An 18424-nucleotide genomic window follows, 5' to 3' on the forward strand; every position below is an offset into this window, starting at 1 on the left:
TTAAGGAAATTTTAATCGGTCGTCTTATTGGCCAATTGTCCGCATGCGGCATCAATATCTCCACCTCTGCTTTTTCTGATCATTACTGTGATACCTGCATTTTCAAGCTGACGAACATAATTTTCTTCTGCCTGTTTATTGCACTGGTCATATTTACCATCACCGATCGGATTGTACTGGATAAGATTAACTTTGGAAGGAACCTGCTTGCAATATTTGATCAGCGCTTTGATATCTTCATCACCATCATTAATGCCTTTCCACACACAATATTCAAAAGTGATCACGTTGCCGGTCTTTTTGTACCAGTATTGAAGAGCCTCCATAATATCAGTTAAAGGAAACTTATCTGAAAAAGGCATGATTTCGTTTCTCTTGGATTCTATTGCAGAGTGAAGCGATAATGCCAGTTTTACCCTAAGGTCATCATCGGCAAGCATCTTGATCATCTTTGGAATCCCGGAAGTAGAAACCGTAATTCTCCTTGGAGACATCCCCAGACCTTCAGGCTGGGTAATTTTCCGGATCGCTTCTACCACATTTTTGTAATTCATCATTGGCTCTCCCATTCCCATAAAAACGATATTGGTAAGAGGGCGGTCGAAATACATTTTGCTTTGACTGTCAATAAGTGCAACCTGATCCACGATCTCGGCGACTTCAAGATTTCGCATTCTTTTTAGTCTTGCGGTAGCACAGAATTCACAGTTTAACGAACATCCTACCTGTGAGGAAACACAAGCGGTAGTTCTTGTTTCAGTAGGAATCAGAACAGATTCTACCATAAGACCATCGTGAAGTTTCACCCCATTTTTAATGGTTCCATCCTTACTTTTCTGAAGCAGGTCCACAGATACCGGATTGATGGTATATTCTGCTGAAATTCTGTCACGAAGCTGTTTTGAAAGATTGGTCATCTCATCAATAGAATGGAGGTTTTTACTCCACAACCAGTCATAAACCTGTTTCGCGCGAAATGGTTTTTCTCCTAAAGTCAAAAAGTAGTCTTTAAGCTGGTCCAGTGATAAAGTTCGAATATCTTTCAAAATAGAGTTGAATATAGATTTAAATTATAAATTTTAGATTAAAATCCCCAAACGAAGTTAGGGCTTAATCTAAAATTTATAATCTATCATTTAAAATTATTATAAAATAAGCATTGCATCCCCGTAAGAATAGAACTTATACTTTTCTTTTACGGCTTCTTCATATGCATGCATTACAAAATCTCTTCCAGCAAATGCCGCAATCATCATAATTAATGTAGATTTTGGAGTGTGGAAGTTTGTAATCATTGAGTTGGCTACTCCGAATTCATGAGGCGGATAGATGAATTTATTTGTCCAACCGTTGAACGCAGAGATTTTTTTGTTGGAAGAAACAGAAGTTTCCAATGCTCTCATTGTTGTAGTTCCTACAGCACATACTCTTCTGTGTCCTTCTACTGCCCTGTTGATGATTGCAGCATTTTTCTCATCAATGATGATTTCTTCAGATTCCATTTTGTGCTTGGAAAGATCTTCAACCTCGATCGGGTTAAATGTTCCCAGACCTACGTGAAGAGTTACTTCTGCAAAATCGATTCCTTTGATCTCCAATCTCTTCATCAGATGTTTGGAGAAGTGTAATCCTGCAGTCGGTGCTGCTACTGCTCCTTCTACTTTTGCATAGATCGTCTGGTATCTTTCAGCATCTTCAGGCTCTACAGCTCTTTTGATATATTTTGGAAGCGGAGTTTCTCCTAATTCTTTTAATTTTGTTCTGAACTCTTCATAAGAACCATCGAATAAGAATCTTAAAGTTCTTCCTCTTGAAGTGGTATTATCGATAACCTCAGCTACCAAAGATTCATCTTCTGTAAAGAACAATTTGTTTCCAATTCTGATTTTTCTTGCAGGATCTACCAATACGTCCCAAACACGTGTTTCTTTATCAAGCTCTCTTAAAAGGAATACCTCAATCTTAGCACCTGTCTTTTCTTTATTTCCATAAAGACGCGCAGGGAAAACTTTAGTATTATTGAAAATAAACAAGTCCTTCTCATCGAAATAATCCACTACATCTTTAAACAACTTGTGTTCTATAGTTTCGGTTTTTCTGTTAAGAACCATAAGTCTGGCATCATCTCTATGCTCGGACGGGTGTTCTGCCAATAGTTCATCAGGAAGGTCAAAATTAAAATCGGATGTTTTCATTTTTTTAAATTACGGTTTAAAAATTATTGAAATTACTGGTGTAATTTTCGGTGTGCAAATATACGACATTGAACACCCCTTTGTCAAGCTTTATTTGATAAAGCTGTCAAATGGTTAATAATTACTATATATTTTGGTCTGAAAAAGATGTAATTTGGTCGCACAAAATTGATTAATTATGAGCAAATATTCGTTAGAATCATTCATTAAAGAAACCAAAGAAAATCCTGAAGAGCGGGACTATTTTGAACTTGAAAAACCTCAGCTATTAGAGATAAACCTTACCAATCAATCGGTTTGGACTAAAAGGGGAAGTATGGTGGGCTACATCGGAAATATAAATTTTGAAAGGCAAGGCATGCTTGCAGGAGGTATCGGAAATCTTCTGAAAAAAGCAATCAGTGGTGAAGGTACGAGATTAATGAAGGCAGAAGGCACAGGAAAACTGTATGTAGCTGATTCAGGAAAAAAAGTACGTATCCTTTATCTGAATAATGAAGCATTGTGTGTGAACGGCAACGATGTCCTGGCCCATGAACAAAGTATAAAAAGTGATATTACCATGCTTAAAAGTATTGCAGGAATGCTGTCGGGCGGATTATTTCAGGTAAAACTTTCCGGAACGGGACATGTGGCTATTACAACCCACGGAGAACCTTTAACGCTTATGGTAACTCCTGAAAACCCTGTTTTCACAGATCCTAATGCCACAGTTGCATGGTCCGGGAATTTAACTCCTGAACTTAAAACGAATGTTTCTTTTAAAAGCCTGATGGGTAGAGGAAGTGGTGAAGAATTTCAGATGAAGTTTTCAGGAAACGGATGGGTTCTAATCCAGCCCTATGAAGAAGTATATGCAATAGAAAAATAATAATGTCTATAATGGGCTATAAACAAAATTAACTTCATATTTTTATTAAGCTTTAACGCCGAAAATAAAATGAAAAATCTTTTAAAAATATTTTTTGCACTGATTCTTTTTCCCAATTTGGCAACTGCCCAATCGTCAAAGAAAAACTATCAATACAATATCGATCTTATTCATACGGATAATGACCAGGTGACGGTTTCTTTTACTCCACCTAAAAATAAGCTGGAAAAAGGTAAGTTTATTATACCCAAACTCGTTCCCGGATTTTATCAGCCCCTGAATTTCGGGCAATATGTTTCCGATGTTACAGCAATCAATAAAAAAGGGAAAAAAGTGGTTACGGAACGCTTAGATACCAACAGCTGGTTAATCCATGATCTCAGGCATGTAAAAAAGATATCCTATCGTGTTGCCGATGGATGGGATTCCCTAAATGAGCATACAGAAGGAGCAAAGTCAGCAGGAAGTACTTTTAAAAAAGACAGTGTTTTTGTGATCAATTATAATTCATTGGTAGGTTACTTTGAGGAAATAAAGGATAAACCATACGAAATCAGCATTAAGAAAAATAAAGATTTTTATGCTTCTTCTGCATTGGATTACAAAAGAAAAAATGACAGTACGGACATCGTCCGGGCAAAAGATTACAGAAACCTGGTAGATTCTCCTGTACTGTATTGCGTTCCTGATACGACCTGGTTAAAAATAGGTACCACTGAGGTGCTTGTATCATTTTACAATAAAAAGGAACGGCATTATTCCAAAAAAATAGCAGATCATATAAAGACGATTTTAGAAAATCAACAGGCCTACCTGGGTGGAAAATTGCCTGTCGAAAAGTATGCTTTTCTGATTTATTACGAATCTTCAGATAAAAAAGGGTTTATGGGAGATGGCCTCGAACACTCCAGGTCGACCGTATGTCTTTATCTTTCCGGGAATATCGGCTATCTGCCGGATGCATTGGACAGGGTTGCCTCCCATGAGTTTTTCCACATTATCACTCCGCTTCATATTCATTCAGGGGAAATCCAGCATTATGATTTCTTAAATCCTTCGATGTCGAAACATCTCTGGCTGTATGAAGGTATGACGGAATACGCAACGATACACATGCCCATAAAGCAAAAGATGATGGGTATTCCTGAATTCGAAAAAAAGCTGGAAGAAAAGATAGCCGGTATGAAGGAGTTTGATCCTCATTTGTCCTTTACCGATCTGAGTAAAAACGCTATGGAAAAACAGGACCAGTACATGAACGTTTATCAGAAAGGGCCATTAATCGGGTTATGCCTGGACATCAGATTGCGTGAGCTTTCGGGTGGAAAAACGGGAACCCAGGATCTGATGCAACGCCTTATGCAAAAATATGGAGAGGATCGCTATTTCAATGACAATGATTTATTTGATGAAATTACAAAAATGACTTTTCCGGAAATCCGGGATTTTTTCAGGGATTATGTAGAAGGAACAAAACCGCTTCCTTTAAAAGAATACCTTGCCAAAGCCGGTTTTACCTATGATGACACTACGGGAAAGGTTACCGCCTTAGCTTATCCTGATCCGAAGCAAATCGCATTGAGAAAAGCCTGGATCGGCCAATAAGTTATATGTAGGTAGCTCACCGAAAATACTTTTCCTCATGGATTAAAAATATTGAGTTTCAAAAATTGTTCTTTATTAAAACTGTTTACTATGAAAAAAACCTTTACCACATTTCTTTTATTAGCAATAAATGTGGTCTATTCTCAAATTTCAAATGTGGAAAAAGTAATTGATTCCAGTGTGAAAAATGATAATTTCAACGGAGCAGTTCTGATTGCCCAGAATGGCAGGACCGAATTACTTTCGTATAAAGGATTATCCAACAGACATTATAACATCAGCTTTTCAGACGAAACCAGATTTCATATATTTTCTCTCACCAAGTCATTTACTGCAGTCCTGATCATGCAGCTATATGAAAGAGGTAAAATCAACCTGGACGCTCCCATTGCAACTTATCTTCCGGATTACAAAGGGGAAGCCGCTAAAAAAGCAAGCGTAAGAAACCTTCTAACCTATAGCAGCGGGAGATTTAATAAGGACATAAGTTCTCCGGAACTCATTCACGAGGCATATGACAATACAATTTGGAACCTGGATGATTTTATCAAAACCTTTCTCTCTGAAAAACTGATCGATAAACCCGGAACAAAATTCAGCTATAACAATGGTGATTATATCCTGCTTGGAAAAATTATTGAAAATATATATGGTAAATCTTTTGAAGAAGTTCTGAAAGAGCAGATCCTGGTTCCTCTTAAAATGAATAATACAGGTCTTTTGCACCACAATGATATTATCCAGAATATAGATGACGGATATTCGGAAACAGATTCGGACCCATTTGCTCTTCATATCCCAACCAACACCTATATCGACAATTTTTATACGGCCGGGGGCATATACTCCACTCCCAAAGATCTTTTAACCTTTGACCAGGCCGTTTTCAATCATGTTTTATTAAAAAAATCAACTGTAGACACCATGCTTACTCCTTATAAGGAGCTTGGGGATACTGCTTTTAGCTTTTGGGTTTATCCTAAAAAATTCGGAAATATGACTACCCTATTTGTAGAACGTCAGGGTGAAGGTTACGGACATAGTGCGAACTGGGTGCATTTACCTGAAAAAAACCTGACGGTGATTATTCTGTCCAATACCAAAAACATCAACTACCTCAACAAAATGAGAGAGAGGCTAATAAGTGCATATTACGGACAATAAATAAAAATAAAATCAATTTTAAGAGTAAAATGATTCACTGGTTATTGATATTTTAATATCTTTAAATTTAAATAACATATTTAATCAAAAATATCATTTATGGATAATTCACGTAGAGACTTCATCAAAACAACTGCATTAGCTTCATTCGGAGCACTTGTTTTACCTCATTCTTTATTTGCCTATTCAAAAGGTTTTGTATCTGATAAAAAAGTAAGAGTTGGTTTTATAGGAGTCGGATTACGGGGACAGGAACATGTAAAGCTATTGGCTAAAAGGGACGATGTTGAGATCGTTGCTTTTGCAGACCCTAGTCCAATTATGTTATCTGCCAGCCAGAAAATCTTAAAAAGCAATGGTAAACCGGAAGCCCGTGAATTTTCAAATGGAGAATATGATTACAGAAATCTCCTGAAACTTGGCAACATCGATGCGGTTGTTATCGCTACTCCGTGGGAATGGCACCTTACACAGGGAGTTGAAGCGATGAAGGCTAAGAAAATTGTTGGAATGGAAGTATCCGGTGCCATTAAACTGGATGACTGCTGGGAATTCGTAAAAACTTATGAGGAAACAAAAGTTCCCATTTTTATGATGGAGAACGTATGTTACCGTAGAGATATCATGGCTATCCTGAATATGGTCCGTAAAGGAATGTTTGGAGAATTGGTCCACGGAAGAGGAGGTTATCAGCATGATCTTCGCGGGGTTTTATTTAATGACGGTGTTACGCCTTACAATTCCGGAGCCGAATTCGGGGAAAAGGGTTTTAGCGAAGCAAAATGGAGAACGGAACATTATGTAAAAAGAAATGGAGAACTTTATCCTACCCACGGCCTTGGTCCGGTTTCCGTTATGATGGATATTAATCGTGGAAACCGATTAACACGCTTATCTTCATTTTCTTCAAAATCCCTCGGCTTGCATCAGTATATTGTGGAACATCCGAAAGGTGGAGCCAACCATCCTAATGCCAAAGTGAAGTTTAACCAGGGTGATATCGTTACGACACAAATAGCTTGTGCTAACGGAGAAACTATTCTTCTGACACACGATACCAGCTTACAGAGACCTTATGATCTTGGATTCAGAGTGCAGGGAACTGACGGAATCTGGCAGGACTTCGGATCAGGAGGCGCAGATCAGGGACATATTTATTTTGAAAAGATAATGAATCACACCCATAAATGGGATAATACCGAGAAATGGATCAAAGATTACGACCATCCGATGTGGAAGAAATTTGAAAGCAAAGCAACTGGCGCAGGACATGGTGGAATGGACTTTTTCGTTATGAACACCTTTATTGAATGTATAAAACGTAATATAGAATTCCCTATGGATGTATATGATCTTGCCACCTGGTATGCAATCACACCGCTCAGCGAAAAATCAATTGCTAAAGGAGGACAGGTTGTTGAGATCCCTGATTTCACAAAAGGACAATGGAAAAATCGTAAACCTATATTCGGAATGACAGATGAATTCTAAAAAAACACTTCTCATAGTAGCCGGAGGCTTAGGCACCCGCTATAAAGGCCTTAAACAAGTAGATGGAATATTGGGCAATGGCTCTCCTATTCTGGAATATTCTATTTATGATGCTCTAATGGTCGGCTTCAATAAAATTGTGATTATTATTAATCGTTTCATCCCTGAAAGCTATATAGAAAGGCTGGAAAACATTTCCAAAACCAACAACTTTGAGTTGCAATGGGTCTATCAGGATATGGATAAATACATTCCTTCAGGGTATGATTATTCGTCCCGGGAAAAACCTTGGGGAACAGGCCATGCCGTACTTTGTGCAAAAGAATATATTAGTGAACCTTTTGTAATGATCAATGCAGACGATTTTTACGGTAAAGAAGTTTATCAGTTAGCATCGAGTGAAATCGACAATCAAAATGTTTCTGATTCCCAATTTGAACTCATTGCCTATCCGCTTTCTACCACGTTAAGTAACAATGGTACGGTAGCCAGAGGTATTTGCACGGTGGATGATGATCATTTTTTGCTAAAAGTAGAAGAGCAGACTTCCATCCGAAAAGAAAATAATACTATTGTCTATACCGATGAAAACGGGAAAGACATAGAAGTAGCACCAGATACTTTGGTTTCTATGAATTATTTTATTTTCCATCCCATTATATTCGATTCATTAGAAATCTATTTTAAGGATTTTATTACATCCAATCCACAACCCAAAGAAGAATTTTATATTCCTACTGCTCTGCAGAAAATGAACGAGGAGAACACAATCAAAATTGCAGTCAGAACCTCGCCATCTCATTGGTTGGGAATGACCTATCCCGATGATAAAATTATTCTAAAAAGTTACCTTGAAAAAGAAATCCAAAACCAGCGATACCCTGAAGATCTATGGAGCTGAAGAATATTATCTCAAAATTTATAGGCACTGACAACTGTACAGTTACTCAGATCAATAACGGTTTGATCAATACTACCTATTGTGTAGAAAATAATCAAAACCGGGAAAAGTATATTTTACAGAAGATTAATACACAAGTCTTTAAAAGGCCGGAGCAGGTTATCAACAATCATTTGAAAATAAATAAGATTCTTAAAGAGGGTCAATATCATTTCAAAATGACACAACCGATTGCTTCGTCTTCAGAGGAGTTTTTAATCAGGGATGGAAATGGAGATTCATGGCGAATGACCAGCTTCATTGATAACAGCATTACCTTTCTTACTGTTCCTTCAGCAGAAACAGCTTCCAAGGCAGCAAGAGCTGTGGGTTATTTTCTTAGCATCATTAATACGCAAAGTCTTCCCATCATTGAAGATCCATTACCCGATTTTCTCAATTTTGAAAAGAGACTTACCGACTATAAAATTTCATTAGAAAGCGGATCATCTTCTTTAAAAGAAAATGCAAAAGCTGAAATAGAAATGATGAACCAATTGTTGTGGTTACCTGATCAATGGATCAAAATGCAAAATAATGGCCAACTCCCCAAAAGAATTGTTCATGCAGATGCGAAAATCAGTAATATTCTTTTTGATCAGAACCATGACCCAATGGCTATAATTGACCTGGACACAATCATGACTTCTACTATTCTCTATGATTTTGGAACCATGATCCAATCATACACCAATACCACTAATGAAGATGATGGAACAGCTCAAAATAATTTCAATTCAGAAATTTTCGAATCGGTAAAAGAGGGCTTTCTATTTCATCTTAAGGATCTATTGACTCCTGACGAGTTTGAAAATCTTGATTATTCCGCACAGGTGGCTATCTACATTCAGGGGCTTCGTTTTCTTACAGATTATTTAAATGGAAGCACTTATTATTCTACAACCTATCCGGAGCATAATCTCGACCGTACGAAGAACCAGCTTGAGCTTCTCAGGGGTTTACGCAGTTATTTAAAGGTGGATTAAAGTGTCCATTTTATGATGATGTTGTTGGAGTATATAGGAAATAAGGAAGGAGGTTATTTTAGAAATTCCATGATCTTTGACCATCCTTCTAATTTCTTTTCCAACGAAATGGTATGCAGCGGGCTTGTCGAAGGCAGCAGAATCACAGGAAGCCGATAATTTTTTCCTAAAACTTTCTGTAGGTTTTTATAAGATTTTCCTCCATTACAAAATATGGCAGTGATATTCGGATATTGTTCTAAAAGCTCTTCAATCTGATTGGCTTCTTCATTTCTGATCTCCGAATCAAGACTTCCTTTTCGCTCACAGGAATCAATCACATCCCAAAGTGCGATGTGATGTTTCTTCAATGTTTCAATCCTTACTGCATAATCTTCCGTAAATTTTTCATGAAGCAGCTCAAAAATAATCTTCCAGAATTTATTTTGCGGATGTGCATAATATTGTTGTTTTTCCAATGATTTAACCCCGGGAATGGAACCTAAAATTAAAATTCTGGAATGGACATCAATAATGGGTGGAAATGAAGAAATACGGTTTTGCATAATTCAAATATAAAAAAACGGGCCAAAAGCCCGTTTTCGTTTTTATTGTTTGTTATAAAGTTTCTTTTAACCAGTCAAAGAATTCTCTTTGCCATACCAAACCATTTTGCGGGTGAAGCACCCAGTGGTTTTCGTTCGGGAAATACACTAATTTTGTTTTAAGGCCTCTTAATTTTGCTGCCTGGAAAGCTTCCTGTCCCTGCTCATAAGGCACACGGTAATCTATTCCTCCCTGGAAAATCATGATCGGCTTATTCCATTTTTCAATAAAATTGCTAGGGTTAAATTCTGTATAAGCTTTTGGAAGCGGCTTCTCCCATGGAGACCCTAAGTCCCAGTTGGCAAACCAAAGCTCTTCAGTGGTCAGATACCATGATTTCATATCAAATAGCCCGTCGTGAGCAATAAAGGTCTTGAATCTGTTATCGTGAATCCCCGCAAGCATAAATACACTGTATCCTCCATAACTTGCTCCTACTGCAGCTACTCTTTGTCCGTCCACATAAGGTAATGTCTTAGCATAATCTGTAGCGGCAAGATAATCCCTCATAGGTTGTCCACCCCAGTCTTTAGAGATTTCTTCATTCCACTTTGTTCCCCAGCCCGGCATTCCTCTACGGTTCGGCGCAACTACAATGTATCCGTTAGCCGTCATAAGAGCAAAATTCCATCGTACACTGAAAAACTGAGTCAATGCAGATTGAGGACCACCCTGGCAATATACCAAAGTAGGATATTTTTTATTCGGATCAAAATTCGGCGGATAATGGAACCATACTCCCATTTCTTTTCCATCCGATGTTTTCACCATTTTTAGTTCAGATTTCCCTTGAGCCAGTTTAGAATAAGTATCTTTATTGGCTTCCGTAACCTGTTTCATTTCACCGTTTTTAATGTTTACAGAAAATAAATCTGTAGCATGATTGACATCGGTTCTGCCTACCAATAAGGTGTTTTTATTATCAGCAAAGATTTCATTAACATCAAAATTTCCTTTTGTGATCTGTTGAACCTTTGCATTTTTAGGATCTAAGGAAAACAATTGTTTTGTTCCCCTGAATGCTGCCGTAAAATAGATGGTTTTGGAATCACCACTCCAGAAAACATCACCGGAAACACTTTCATCCCAGCCTTTTGTAAGGTTCTCTGTTTTCCCGGACTTCCAGTCCATGATTTTCACATCATTTTTATCCGCTTCATAGCCATCTCTTTCCATGCTCTGCCATACCAGTGATTTTCCATCCGGACTGAATTTTGGATTGACATCGTAGCCTTTATTTGATTCTGTAAGGTTTTTTGTAGCCCCGGAAGCCAGATCATAAGCGAAAATATCAGTATTTGTACTTGTAGCATACTCTTTCCCGCTTTTAGGCTTGGTAACATACAAAAGCTGAGAAGAATCAGGACTCCAGATGAAATCCTCAGCTCCACCGAACGGCCTCTGCGGAGAATCCCATGTCTTTCCTTCCAGTAAGTCTTTTGATGATTCCACTTTATCTGAAGTATTTACTACAAAAACATGATTGTATTTTCCTTCATTGAAATAATCCCAGTGTCTGTGGTTCAAGTCAGTATACACCTGTGCTGTTGTTTTAGGAGTATCGCTGTATTTATCTTTCCCCATTACTTTCTCCACTAAAACCTGCTTGCTGAAAGCAATTTTCTTTCCATCAGGGGAAATTACAATATTATCAACCTCACCGATGGTATAAAACTCGGTCCAGGTTTTCCCGTTATCTTTAGAAAGGAATATCTTATCTCCTTCCTGTGCGTAAATTCCATTCTTATCCCACTGAATAAGAGCTTTTTTACCCAAGTCTAATTTCGAAGACTGATTATTGATAACATTAAGGAAATAGTTTTCGTTTTTTGTTTTCTCTGTTTTCAGATCTACTTGTCCTACTTTATAAATAAGTGAAGACTGATCAGGTGAAACTGCCTGTACTCCCACTTTTTTCAAAGTCCAAAGAATTTCAGGCGTCATTAACTGTTGTGCATTCATTAAAAGTGGGGCTGCTAAAGCCAGCAGGCTGTACTTAAGTTTCATAAATTGCTTTTTAATTCAAAGATTGCCAAATTTAGTACTTAAAATAAAAATATGCGAAGGAATTAACAATTATCTTGTTTTTTGTTAAAGTGATGAATTGATTTACCTGGGATACATTTGATGATAAGACGCTTGTACAGTTGCTATTTATGTTATTTATATCCTTTTTGATGGACCAAATAAAAAATCCGCCAGCTCAACTGACGGATTTATATTGTTATGCTATACTTCTGTAAGCTTAGTCCCCATCTGAGAACATAGAATTGGCCAGTGAAGTGATCAATGATAAGGCGATACTAAAAATGAATGCCCACCAGAATCCATCTACAACCATACTGTCTATGAAATAATCTGCCAAAAGGATGATCAATGCATTAATGACTAAAGCAAATAATCCCAGGGTGATGATCGTTAAAGGAAGTCCCAAAAGACTTAAAACAGGTTTTACAATTAAATTCAAAAGGCCCAAAACAATCGCGAAAATAATCGCAGATGAAAAGCCTTCAAAATGTACTCCCGGTAAAATTTTCGTTAAAAGAAACGCAACAAGCGCAGTAATCAGTAAACGGATAATTAAGTTCATATGTTAATATTTTTAATAGTTTGTATACAAGTATCAAAACTCATTCCATCGGATCTCGGTTTGAATGATTAATAAAAGTCTTTATCCATCATGAATTGCTAAAGTTTATATTTTCAATACAATAAGGGAAAACACTGATTTTTCAAAAATGGGTATTTTCCCTTTGCGTTATGATCTTTTTATTCCTGAATTTTAAGTCTGCAAACCCCTTAAAAATTATGATCATGGACGCAACACACACAACCAATCTCACCAGAGTTGATGCAGGAAAAGATTCATCCTGGCACATTCACAAGGATCACCTGAAGTATTCCAATATTCAAAAAACAAGAGTGGACTTTAATGGACGGAGCCTTGAAAAAATTATGCAAAAAATTGCAGACAACGCATTTATTAATGCACCTTATCTACAATCTGATGAGCAAAACCGCTATTACCAGGAATGCCTTAGATGGATTGAAGAGAATTATGATTAATCAATTTTTTAAATGGACAAATGCCTAAGGTATCCTTAGGCATTTGTTTTTTTGGCAAGTAAGACGGCTGAAGTAAAAGTTACGTGTCTTTTTTTTTAATTTTATAACAGCTAATAATCTTATATGAAAAAAGAATACACCCATTATTTCAGATATATTATGCTTGCTTCTATCCTACTATTAATCATATCAATGATAGTGCAGGTCAATCTGTTGGTCATTAGTGCTCTTTCCGTGGTTTTTATTTTATCTCTTATCCTTGTGCTTGACCAAAGCGAGTAGATTTAAATAACGGTGGATGCCCTGTAAATCAATTCGGTTTCCATAATAACCGTCTGATCAGGTGATGAGGGATTTTGTATTTTTTCCAGCACGAGACGGGCAGCGGTTTCTCCCATTTTTTCTAATGGCTGCTGTACAGTTGTCAGCTGCGGATGCACAATAGTTGCGAGTTCTGTTCCTGAAAAACTTGCAATCGCTATCTCTTCAGGAATTTTTATATTCTGCTCATGAAGATAATTCATTGCACCAATAGCTAATGTATCGGAAAAGGCAAAAATACTGTCGAAATGGATGTTTCTGTTTAATAGTTCCTGTACTGACTTTCTGCCGTCTTCAAAAGTCATTCCCTCTGTAGAAACAATCAGATCAGGATCAGTAAGACTATATTTCTCCATAATACGCTTGTATCCGTTCACTCTTTCAGTTACGTTCCTTATCGTTAAAGGCCCCATAATGTGTGCGATCCTTTTTCGCCCCGTATTAATCAGATGCTCCACCACTAATGATGCTTTGATCTGGTCATCTACGATCACCCGCGAAGCCTGTAGTGATTTCCCGGGTATCCTGTCAAAAAATACCATGGGAATATCATTATTGATCAGCTTTTTGTAAACTTCTTCATTAAGACTTTCATGACAAAGATTAATAATGATCCCGTCCACATTAAATTCTTCTAAAAGCTTAAGATTCTCTCTTTCTATCAATGGATTTTCATCCGATTGTGTTATGATAACACGATACCCTAACGGATCCAAAATATTCTGAATCCCCTTCAGAACTTTTGAAGAAAATGGTGTGATCATTTCCGGTACCACCAATCCAATATTTTTGGATTTCCCATACTTTAAATTCAAAGCTGTTGCATTGGGTTTATAGCCCAATTTCGTTGCTGCTTCCAATACCCTCTTCTTAGTTTCCGGGTTGATATTTTTATCATTAAGCAGTGCTCTTGAGATGGTAGAGGTAGATAATGACAAAAATTTCGACAAATCTTTAATGGTTACACGCTTCATCAGGGACTCTTTTTTATCAAAAATAACAAAAAAATAAGCAAATGGGAACGTTCCCAAATTCTGGGAACGTTCCCATTATCAATTTCATAACAAAAAATACCGGGCAATAGATTTATTAATATAAGTTTAGCAAACGATTAACATTCAATTAAAAACTATAATATATGACTCCCAATTCTTATCCCTATAACCGTGAAAATATTAAAACTGGCATTGTACATATTGGTGTTGGAAATTTCCACAGGGCTCATCAGCAGTATTACACCCACCTTCTGCTGGGAGACAAAAGTCAACAGCAATGGGGAATCTGCGGGATTGCCTTACTTCCTTCTGATGAAAAAATAGTACGTGATTTAAGATCCCAAAATCTGGACTATACCCTTACGGTTTGTGGAAGGGATGGAAAAGATGAAATCTATACCATAGGTTCACTCACAGAGTTGATATGGGGAGTGGAAGATCCCCAGGCAGTAATTGCTAAAATCGCTGATCCGGCGATAAAGATCATCAGTCTTACCATTACGGAAGGAGGATATAATCTCAATAAAGAAACGAATGAGTTTAATCTGAATGACAGCCACGTACAAAACGATTTACTGAATCCGGGTACTCCTGAAACGGTTTTTGGATTTATAGCAGAAGGTCTGCGATTGCGTAAAAAAAAATGGAGCCGGAAGTATCACGATCCTTTCTTGTGATAATCTTCAGCATAATGGCAATACCGCTAAAAGGGCATTCACCAGTTTTATAGAAGCTCAGGATAAAGATCTTGGAAACTGGATCAAATCCCACGTTACATTTCCGAACAGTATGGTGGACAGAATTACACCTGCTACCACAGCCAAAGATATTGAAAGGCTTAATGAAAAAAGCGGCTGGAATGATAAAGCCCCCGTTTATTGTGAAGATTTCATCCAATGGGTGATAGAAGATCAATTTATCGCAGAAAGACCCGAATGGGAAAAAGCCGGCGTAGAATTCACGAATGACGTCACTGCTTTTGAAAACATGAAACTCAGTCTCCTGAATGCTTCGCACACCCTATTATCCTACCCTTCTTTCTTAAAAGGCTACCGCAAGGTAGATGAGGCCATGCAGGATCAAAGTATTGTAAAGCTAATCAGGGATTTTATGAATATAGATATTACACCTTATGTTCCGGCACCTGCCGATACTGATTTAGATCTTTACAAACGTACACTGATAGAAAGGTTTTCCAATCATAGCGTAAGTGACCAGGTGAGCAGATTATGCTTTGACGGTGTTTCTAAATTTCCGGTATATATTATGCCCAATCTTGCAAAAATAATCAGTGATGGAAAAGATCTTATGCGTCCGGCATTTCTTATAGCTTCTTACAGGCATTATTTGAAATACAAAACAGACGATAAAGGTTTTACATATGAAATTGGCGAGCCATGGCTGACTTCGGAAGATGAAATTTTAATCCAAAGTGATAACCCCATTGATTTTTTAAATCTTTCTGCCTTTAAAAGCATCGATTTGAGAGAGGTAAATGCATTTACCGGTCTGTACTTACAGTTTGTTGATGATATTAAAAATCAGGGGATCGCACCTGTTTTAGAAACTATTATAAACTAAAGTATTATGCAAACAAATTCCGAAATAAAAGCTTTGAAAATAAAGTCTGACAGCAGTATCCTTCCTTTTGCTATTATTACTTTCATTTATTTTATTGTTGGTTTTCTGACAACTGTCAATGAACAGTTGCAGGCTCCTTTAAAATTTACTTTTCTGGCTCATGCGGGAGGTCTGAAAAATACCTTCACCACGCTCATCTCTTTCTTTTTCTTTTTAGGATATTTGTTAAACGGCACTTTAGGAAGCAAATGGGTCAATGCCTTTGGATATAAAAATACGATCCTAAGAGGTTTGTTTTTTATGATCTCCGGATTGATGATGTATTTATGTTCTTCGTGGGTGGGTTATCAGTTTCCTTCGGTGGATTTCAGCATCGGTGATGCCGTTATTCCCTTTGGGTTTATCATTTTTGTAGCCGGATCTTATTTAATGGGAACTTCTGCAGCAATTATTCAGGTGGTGGTAAATCCTTATGCTGCCTCTTATCCTTTAAAGGGAACACAGCCCGTACAACGACTGAATATTTTAACAGCCATCAATTCTATTGGTACGACCTCAGCACCTTTCTTTGTGACCATCGTGATGTTCAGTGGTATCTCCATTGAAAATATTGAAATAAAACAGCTGCTACTACCTCTTTCTGTACTGATCATCTGTATTGTTACGGTGATGGCTATCACCAAGAGACTGCATCTTCCTGATATTGAAAATACGAGAGCCGTTGCAGGAGAAAAACTGGAAAGAAGCATCTGGTCATTCCGCCATTTTGCTTTGGGTGTGGTTGCCATTTTCTTTTATGTAGGAACCGAAGTTGCCATCGGAGCCAATATCAACCTGAATGCTTTTGAGCTTATGGAATCGGGAAAGCCGATCACTTTCTTCGGAAAAACGGATATTATTATCGGCGGAATGGACCTTGGAATTCATGCATTATTATCTACTTTATATTGGGGAGGTTTCCTTGTTGGAAGATCTATTTCCAGTTTTTTCAGTAAGATCTCAGCGAGAACACAGCTTGCAACGACAACAGTTCTTGCTACCATCCTGGCGATTACTTCAATGATCACCCAGAACCTTTGGTTCCTCGTTGCCATCGGGCTTTTACACTCTTCTATGTGGAGCTGCATTTATACACTTTCTATAAAGGGTCTGAATAAATATACCTCAAAAGCATCCGGTGTATTCATTTCTGCTGTATTTGGCGGTGCGGTATTTACTTTACTTCAAGGAGGAATGGCTGATCTTTTCGGCTCATGGAGATGGACCTGGATATTAACGGTCATCTGTGAACTGCTTATGCTTTCTTATGCACTCTTCGGATCTAAGATCCGGGAGAAAGATATTATTAACTAACCATTCATTTCTTTTATACATTCCTTTTTTCCGGTATTCATTTACCGGACAGGGAATGTTGTAATTAAAAAGACACTCAGCATTATGATTAAAATTAAAAAGTTGATGATTACTTCCATCATCATTGGAAATTCATGGGTTTATGGTCAGAAACTGCATTCTGCATTGCAGCTCAGAAATAGTCATTTGTGGCGAGGTCAGGAAGTTTCCTCAGGTTTCATCTATACCGGTGATGTTCATTTAGATGGTAAGAATTTTTACGGAGGATTCTGGGCCGGAGGAAATGCAGATGGCTCCTATAAAGAGTTTGACAATTATATTGGATACAAAAATAAGCACCTTACGGTGGAACTCTGGGATATTTATAATTTTTCGCCTGGTGCCACTTATAACAACAAAGAATTTTTTAATTACAACGCAAGTGAAACAGGGCGCTTCTGGGATTTCAGGTCATATTATACAATAAGTGAGAAACTTCCCTTAGTCTTAAGCTGGAATACGGTAGTCTTTGGCCGGGACCGGGATAGGGACAATACACACAATAAATATTCTTCTTTTGTTTCAACAGAATATCCTTTCTATACAAAAGAAAACCTCTCGGTACGAGGGAGGATCGGATATGCATTTGCCTTACATAATCCCACAGGTGAAAAAGGAAACTTTTTTGCTCAAGAAGCAGGTTTTAATGAGATAAGTCTGATCATTACCAAAACATTTTCCATTGCGGGTTATCAGCTTCCGGTTGGAATCTGGGGAATGTTTAATCCTGTAGGAAATAATGCTTACCTGCAGTTTTCTGTTCAGGCTTATTCTTTTTAAATCTTATTTAAGTCTCATCATCGTCACCAATGATGTGGCAACATGAGTTTCGGATGATCCGTTTTCATCCACTGTATAAATTTCAGTTCTGATCACGCTGATCTTTCCGCCTCCTTTTACTACGTATGATTTTGAAATCAAAGCATCTCCCATTGCAGGCCTTAAATAATTAACCTTAAGTTCTATGGTCACTACGTAACAATCATCTTTATAATTGCTTACCGCAGCATATCCCGAAGAAACATCAACCAAAGAAGCGATCATTGCCCCGTTAAACATTCCTGCCTTACGGGTCATCATTTCCATCTTTGGGATTTTAATGGATATGAAATCGGTTTCTACTTCAAGAAGCTCAGCTTTGTAGAATTTTAAGGTTTCGGAGCGGTTGAAACTGTCTATGATTAGTTGTTTTTTCTCAGGTGTCATGGATTGAAATATGATTCTTACAAATG

The 18424-nt window shown here is 37.5% G+C and carries 18 protein-coding genes; 11 read left to right on the forward strand and 7 right to left on the reverse strand.

Annotated features, from left to right (window positions below; translation table 11 throughout):
* Positions 1-11: 11 nt before the first annotated feature.
* A complete protein-coding gene (gene rlmN, locus ACJ5H0_RS06680; protein ID WP_172279252.1) occupies positions 12-1046 on the reverse strand; it encodes a 23S rRNA (adenine(2503)-C(2))-methyltransferase RlmN in 1035 nt (344 codons plus the stop codon).
* Positions 1047-1145: 99 nt separating this feature from the next.
* A complete protein-coding gene (gene queA / locus ACJ5H0_RS06685) occupies positions 1146-2195 on the reverse strand; it encodes a tRNA preQ1(34) S-adenosylmethionine ribosyltransferase-isomerase QueA (RefSeq protein WP_172279254.1) in 1050 nt (349 codons plus the stop codon).
* A 178-nt stretch (positions 2196-2373) separates the two neighbouring features.
* On the opposite strand from queA, the gene ACJ5H0_RS06690 reads away from it, so the two are divergent.
* From ACJ5H0_RS06690 to ACJ5H0_RS06715, 6 genes are all read left to right on the forward strand, one after another.
* Positions 2374-3066, forward strand: coding sequence for an AIM24 family protein (locus tag ACJ5H0_RS06690; protein ID WP_172279256.1), 693 nt, complete (start codon positions 2374-2376; stop codon positions 3064-3066).
* 69 nt (positions 3067-3135) lie between these two features.
* Positions 3136-4671, forward strand: a complete 1536-nt coding sequence (locus tag ACJ5H0_RS06695; protein ID WP_411248310.1) for a M61 family metallopeptidase — start codon at positions 3136-3138, stop codon at positions 4669-4671.
* 90 nt (positions 4672-4761) lie between these two features.
* Positions 4762-5835, forward strand: a complete 1074-nt coding sequence (locus ACJ5H0_RS06700; RefSeq protein WP_273648516.1) for a serine hydrolase domain-containing protein — start codon at positions 4762-4764, stop codon at positions 5833-5835.
* Between the two features lie 99 nt (positions 5836-5934).
* Positions 5935-7326, forward strand: coding sequence for a Gfo/Idh/MocA family protein (locus tag ACJ5H0_RS06705; protein ID WP_411248312.1), 1392 nt, complete (start codon positions 5935-5937; stop codon positions 7324-7326).
* A complete protein-coding gene (locus tag ACJ5H0_RS06710) occupies positions 7316-8227 on the forward strand; it encodes a nucleotidyltransferase family protein (protein WP_273648518.1) in 912 nt (303 codons plus the stop codon). Before ACJ5H0_RS06705 ends, ACJ5H0_RS06710 begins: the two co-directional genes overlap by 11 nt.
* A complete protein-coding gene (locus ACJ5H0_RS06715; RefSeq protein WP_273648519.1) occupies positions 8218-9252 on the forward strand; it encodes a phosphotransferase enzyme family protein in 1035 nt (344 codons plus the stop codon). Before ACJ5H0_RS06710 ends, ACJ5H0_RS06715 begins: the two co-directional genes overlap by 10 nt.
* 53 nt (positions 9253-9305) lie before the next feature.
* Here the strand turns inward: ACJ5H0_RS06715 and ACJ5H0_RS06720 are convergent, their stop codons facing one another.
* The 3 genes from ACJ5H0_RS06720 to ACJ5H0_RS06730 all read right to left on the reverse strand — a co-directional run bounded on the left by ACJ5H0_RS06720 (position 9306) and on the right by ACJ5H0_RS06730 (position 12427).
* Positions 9306-9797, reverse strand: coding sequence for a DNA-deoxyinosine glycosylase (locus ACJ5H0_RS06720; protein ID WP_411248314.1), 492 nt, complete (start codon positions 9795-9797; stop codon positions 9306-9308).
* 52 nt (positions 9798-9849) lie between these two features.
* Positions 9850-11844: a S9 family peptidase gene (locus tag ACJ5H0_RS06725; RefSeq protein ID WP_411248316.1), complete on the reverse strand. Its 1995-nt coding sequence runs from the start codon at positions 11842-11844 to the stop codon at positions 9850-9852.
* A 238-nt stretch (positions 11845-12082) separates the two neighbouring features.
* A complete protein-coding gene (locus tag ACJ5H0_RS06730; RefSeq protein WP_172279273.1) occupies positions 12083-12427 on the reverse strand; it encodes a phage holin family protein in 345 nt (114 codons plus the stop codon).
* Between the two features lie 224 nt (positions 12428-12651).
* Between ACJ5H0_RS06730 and ACJ5H0_RS06735 the strand changes: the two genes are divergently transcribed.
* On the forward strand, positions 12652-12903 hold the full coding sequence (locus ACJ5H0_RS06735; RefSeq protein ID WP_172279275.1) for a hypothetical protein: 252 nt from the start codon (positions 12652-12654) through the stop codon (positions 12901-12903).
* Positions 12904-13187: 284 nt separating this feature from the next.
* On the opposite strand, the gene ACJ5H0_RS06740 is transcribed toward ACJ5H0_RS06735, so the two are convergent.
* Positions 13188-14198 carry a LacI family DNA-binding transcriptional regulator gene (locus ACJ5H0_RS06740; RefSeq protein WP_411248319.1) on the reverse strand — a complete coding sequence of 337 codons (1011 nt, stop codon included), beginning with the start codon at positions 14196-14198 and terminating at the stop codon, positions 13188-13190.
* Between the two features lie 164 nt (positions 14199-14362).
* Here ACJ5H0_RS06740 and ACJ5H0_RS06745 point away from each other — a divergent pair, with 164 nt between their 5' ends.
* The 4 genes from ACJ5H0_RS06745 to ACJ5H0_RS06760 all read left to right on the forward strand — a co-directional run bounded on the left by ACJ5H0_RS06745 (position 14363) and on the right by ACJ5H0_RS06760 (position 17972).
* Positions 14363-14896, forward strand: coding sequence for a mannitol dehydrogenase family protein (locus ACJ5H0_RS06745; RefSeq protein ID WP_411248320.1), 534 nt, complete (start codon positions 14363-14365; stop codon positions 14894-14896).
* A complete protein-coding gene (locus tag ACJ5H0_RS06750) occupies positions 14883-15800 on the forward strand; it encodes a mannitol dehydrogenase family protein (RefSeq protein WP_411249491.1) in 918 nt (305 codons plus the stop codon). Before ACJ5H0_RS06745 ends, ACJ5H0_RS06750 begins: the two co-directional genes overlap by 14 nt.
* Positions 15801-15806: 6 nt before the next feature.
* Positions 15807-17153, forward strand: coding sequence for an MFS transporter (locus ACJ5H0_RS06755; RefSeq protein WP_411248321.1), 1347 nt, complete (start codon positions 15807-15809; stop codon positions 17151-17153).
* An 84-nt stretch (positions 17154-17237) separates the two neighbouring features.
* Entirely contained in the window at positions 17238-17972 is a 735-nt protein-coding gene (locus ACJ5H0_RS06760) for a hypothetical protein (RefSeq protein ID WP_411248323.1), read from the forward strand.
* A 3-nt stretch (positions 17973-17975) separates the two neighbouring features.
* On the opposite strand, the gene ACJ5H0_RS06765 is transcribed toward ACJ5H0_RS06760, so the two are convergent.
* The gene (locus ACJ5H0_RS06765) at positions 17976-18398 is read right to left on the reverse strand and encodes a PaaI family thioesterase (RefSeq protein WP_172279721.1); all 423 of its coding nucleotides are present in this window, start codon (positions 18396-18398) and stop codon (positions 17976-17978) included.
* Positions 18399-18424 lie beyond the last annotated feature (26 nt).

Source organism: Chryseobacterium proteolyticum (genome assembly GCF_046591535.1).
GTDB lineage: Bacteria > Bacteroidota > Bacteroidia > Flavobacteriales > Weeksellaceae > Chryseobacterium > Chryseobacterium proteolyticum.

Coding starts and splice junctions, on each gene's coding strand:
- ACJ5H0_RS06720 (WP_411248314.1), bottom strand. CDS start 9,797: ATGCAAAACCGTATTTCTTCATTTCCACCCATTATTGATGTCCATTCC.
- ACJ5H0_RS06725 (WP_411248316.1), bottom strand. CDS start 11,844: ATGAAACTTAAGTACAGCCTGCTGGCTTTAGCAGCCCCACTTTTAATG.
- ACJ5H0_RS06705 (WP_411248312.1), top strand. CDS start 5,935: ATGGATAATTCACGTAGAGACTTCATCAAAACAACTGCATTAGCTTCA.
- ACJ5H0_RS06730 (WP_172279273.1), bottom strand. CDS start 12,427: ATGAACTTAATTATCCGTTTACTGATTACTGCGCTTGTTGCGTTTCTT.
- ACJ5H0_RS06745 (WP_411248320.1), top strand. CDS start 14,363: ATGACTCCCAATTCTTATCCCTATAACCGTGAAAATATTAAAACTGGC.
- ACJ5H0_RS06755 (WP_411248321.1), top strand. CDS start 15,807: ATGCAAACAAATTCCGAAATAAAAGCTTTGAAAATAAAGTCTGACAGC.
- ACJ5H0_RS06690 (WP_172279256.1), top strand. CDS start 2,374: ATGAGCAAATATTCGTTAGAATCATTCATTAAAGAAACCAAAGAAAAT.
- ACJ5H0_RS06735 (WP_172279275.1), top strand. CDS start 12,652: ATGGACGCAACACACACAACCAATCTCACCAGAGTTGATGCAGGAAAA.
- ACJ5H0_RS06740 (WP_411248319.1), bottom strand. CDS start 14,198: ATGAAGCGTGTAACCATTAAAGATTTGTCGAAATTTTTGTCATTATCT.
- queA (WP_172279254.1), bottom strand. CDS start 2,195: ATGAAAACATCCGATTTTAATTTTGACCTTCCTGATGAACTATTGGCA.
- ACJ5H0_RS06710 (WP_273648518.1), top strand. CDS start 7,316: ATGAATTCTAAAAAAACACTTCTCATAGTAGCCGGAGGCTTAGGCACC.
- ACJ5H0_RS06695 (WP_411248310.1), top strand. CDS start 3,136: ATGAAAAATCTTTTAAAAATATTTTTTGCACTGATTCTTTTTCCCAAT.
- ACJ5H0_RS06760 (WP_411248323.1), top strand. CDS start 17,238: ATGATTAAAATTAAAAAGTTGATGATTACTTCCATCATCATTGGAAAT.
- ACJ5H0_RS06700 (WP_273648516.1), top strand. CDS start 4,762: ATGAAAAAAACCTTTACCACATTTCTTTTATTAGCAATAAATGTGGTC.
- ACJ5H0_RS06715 (WP_273648519.1), top strand. CDS start 8,218: ATGGAGCTGAAGAATATTATCTCAAAATTTATAGGCACTGACAACTGT.
- ACJ5H0_RS06765 (WP_172279721.1), bottom strand. CDS start 18,398: ATGACACCTGAGAAAAAACAACTAATCATAGACAGTTTCAACCGCTCC.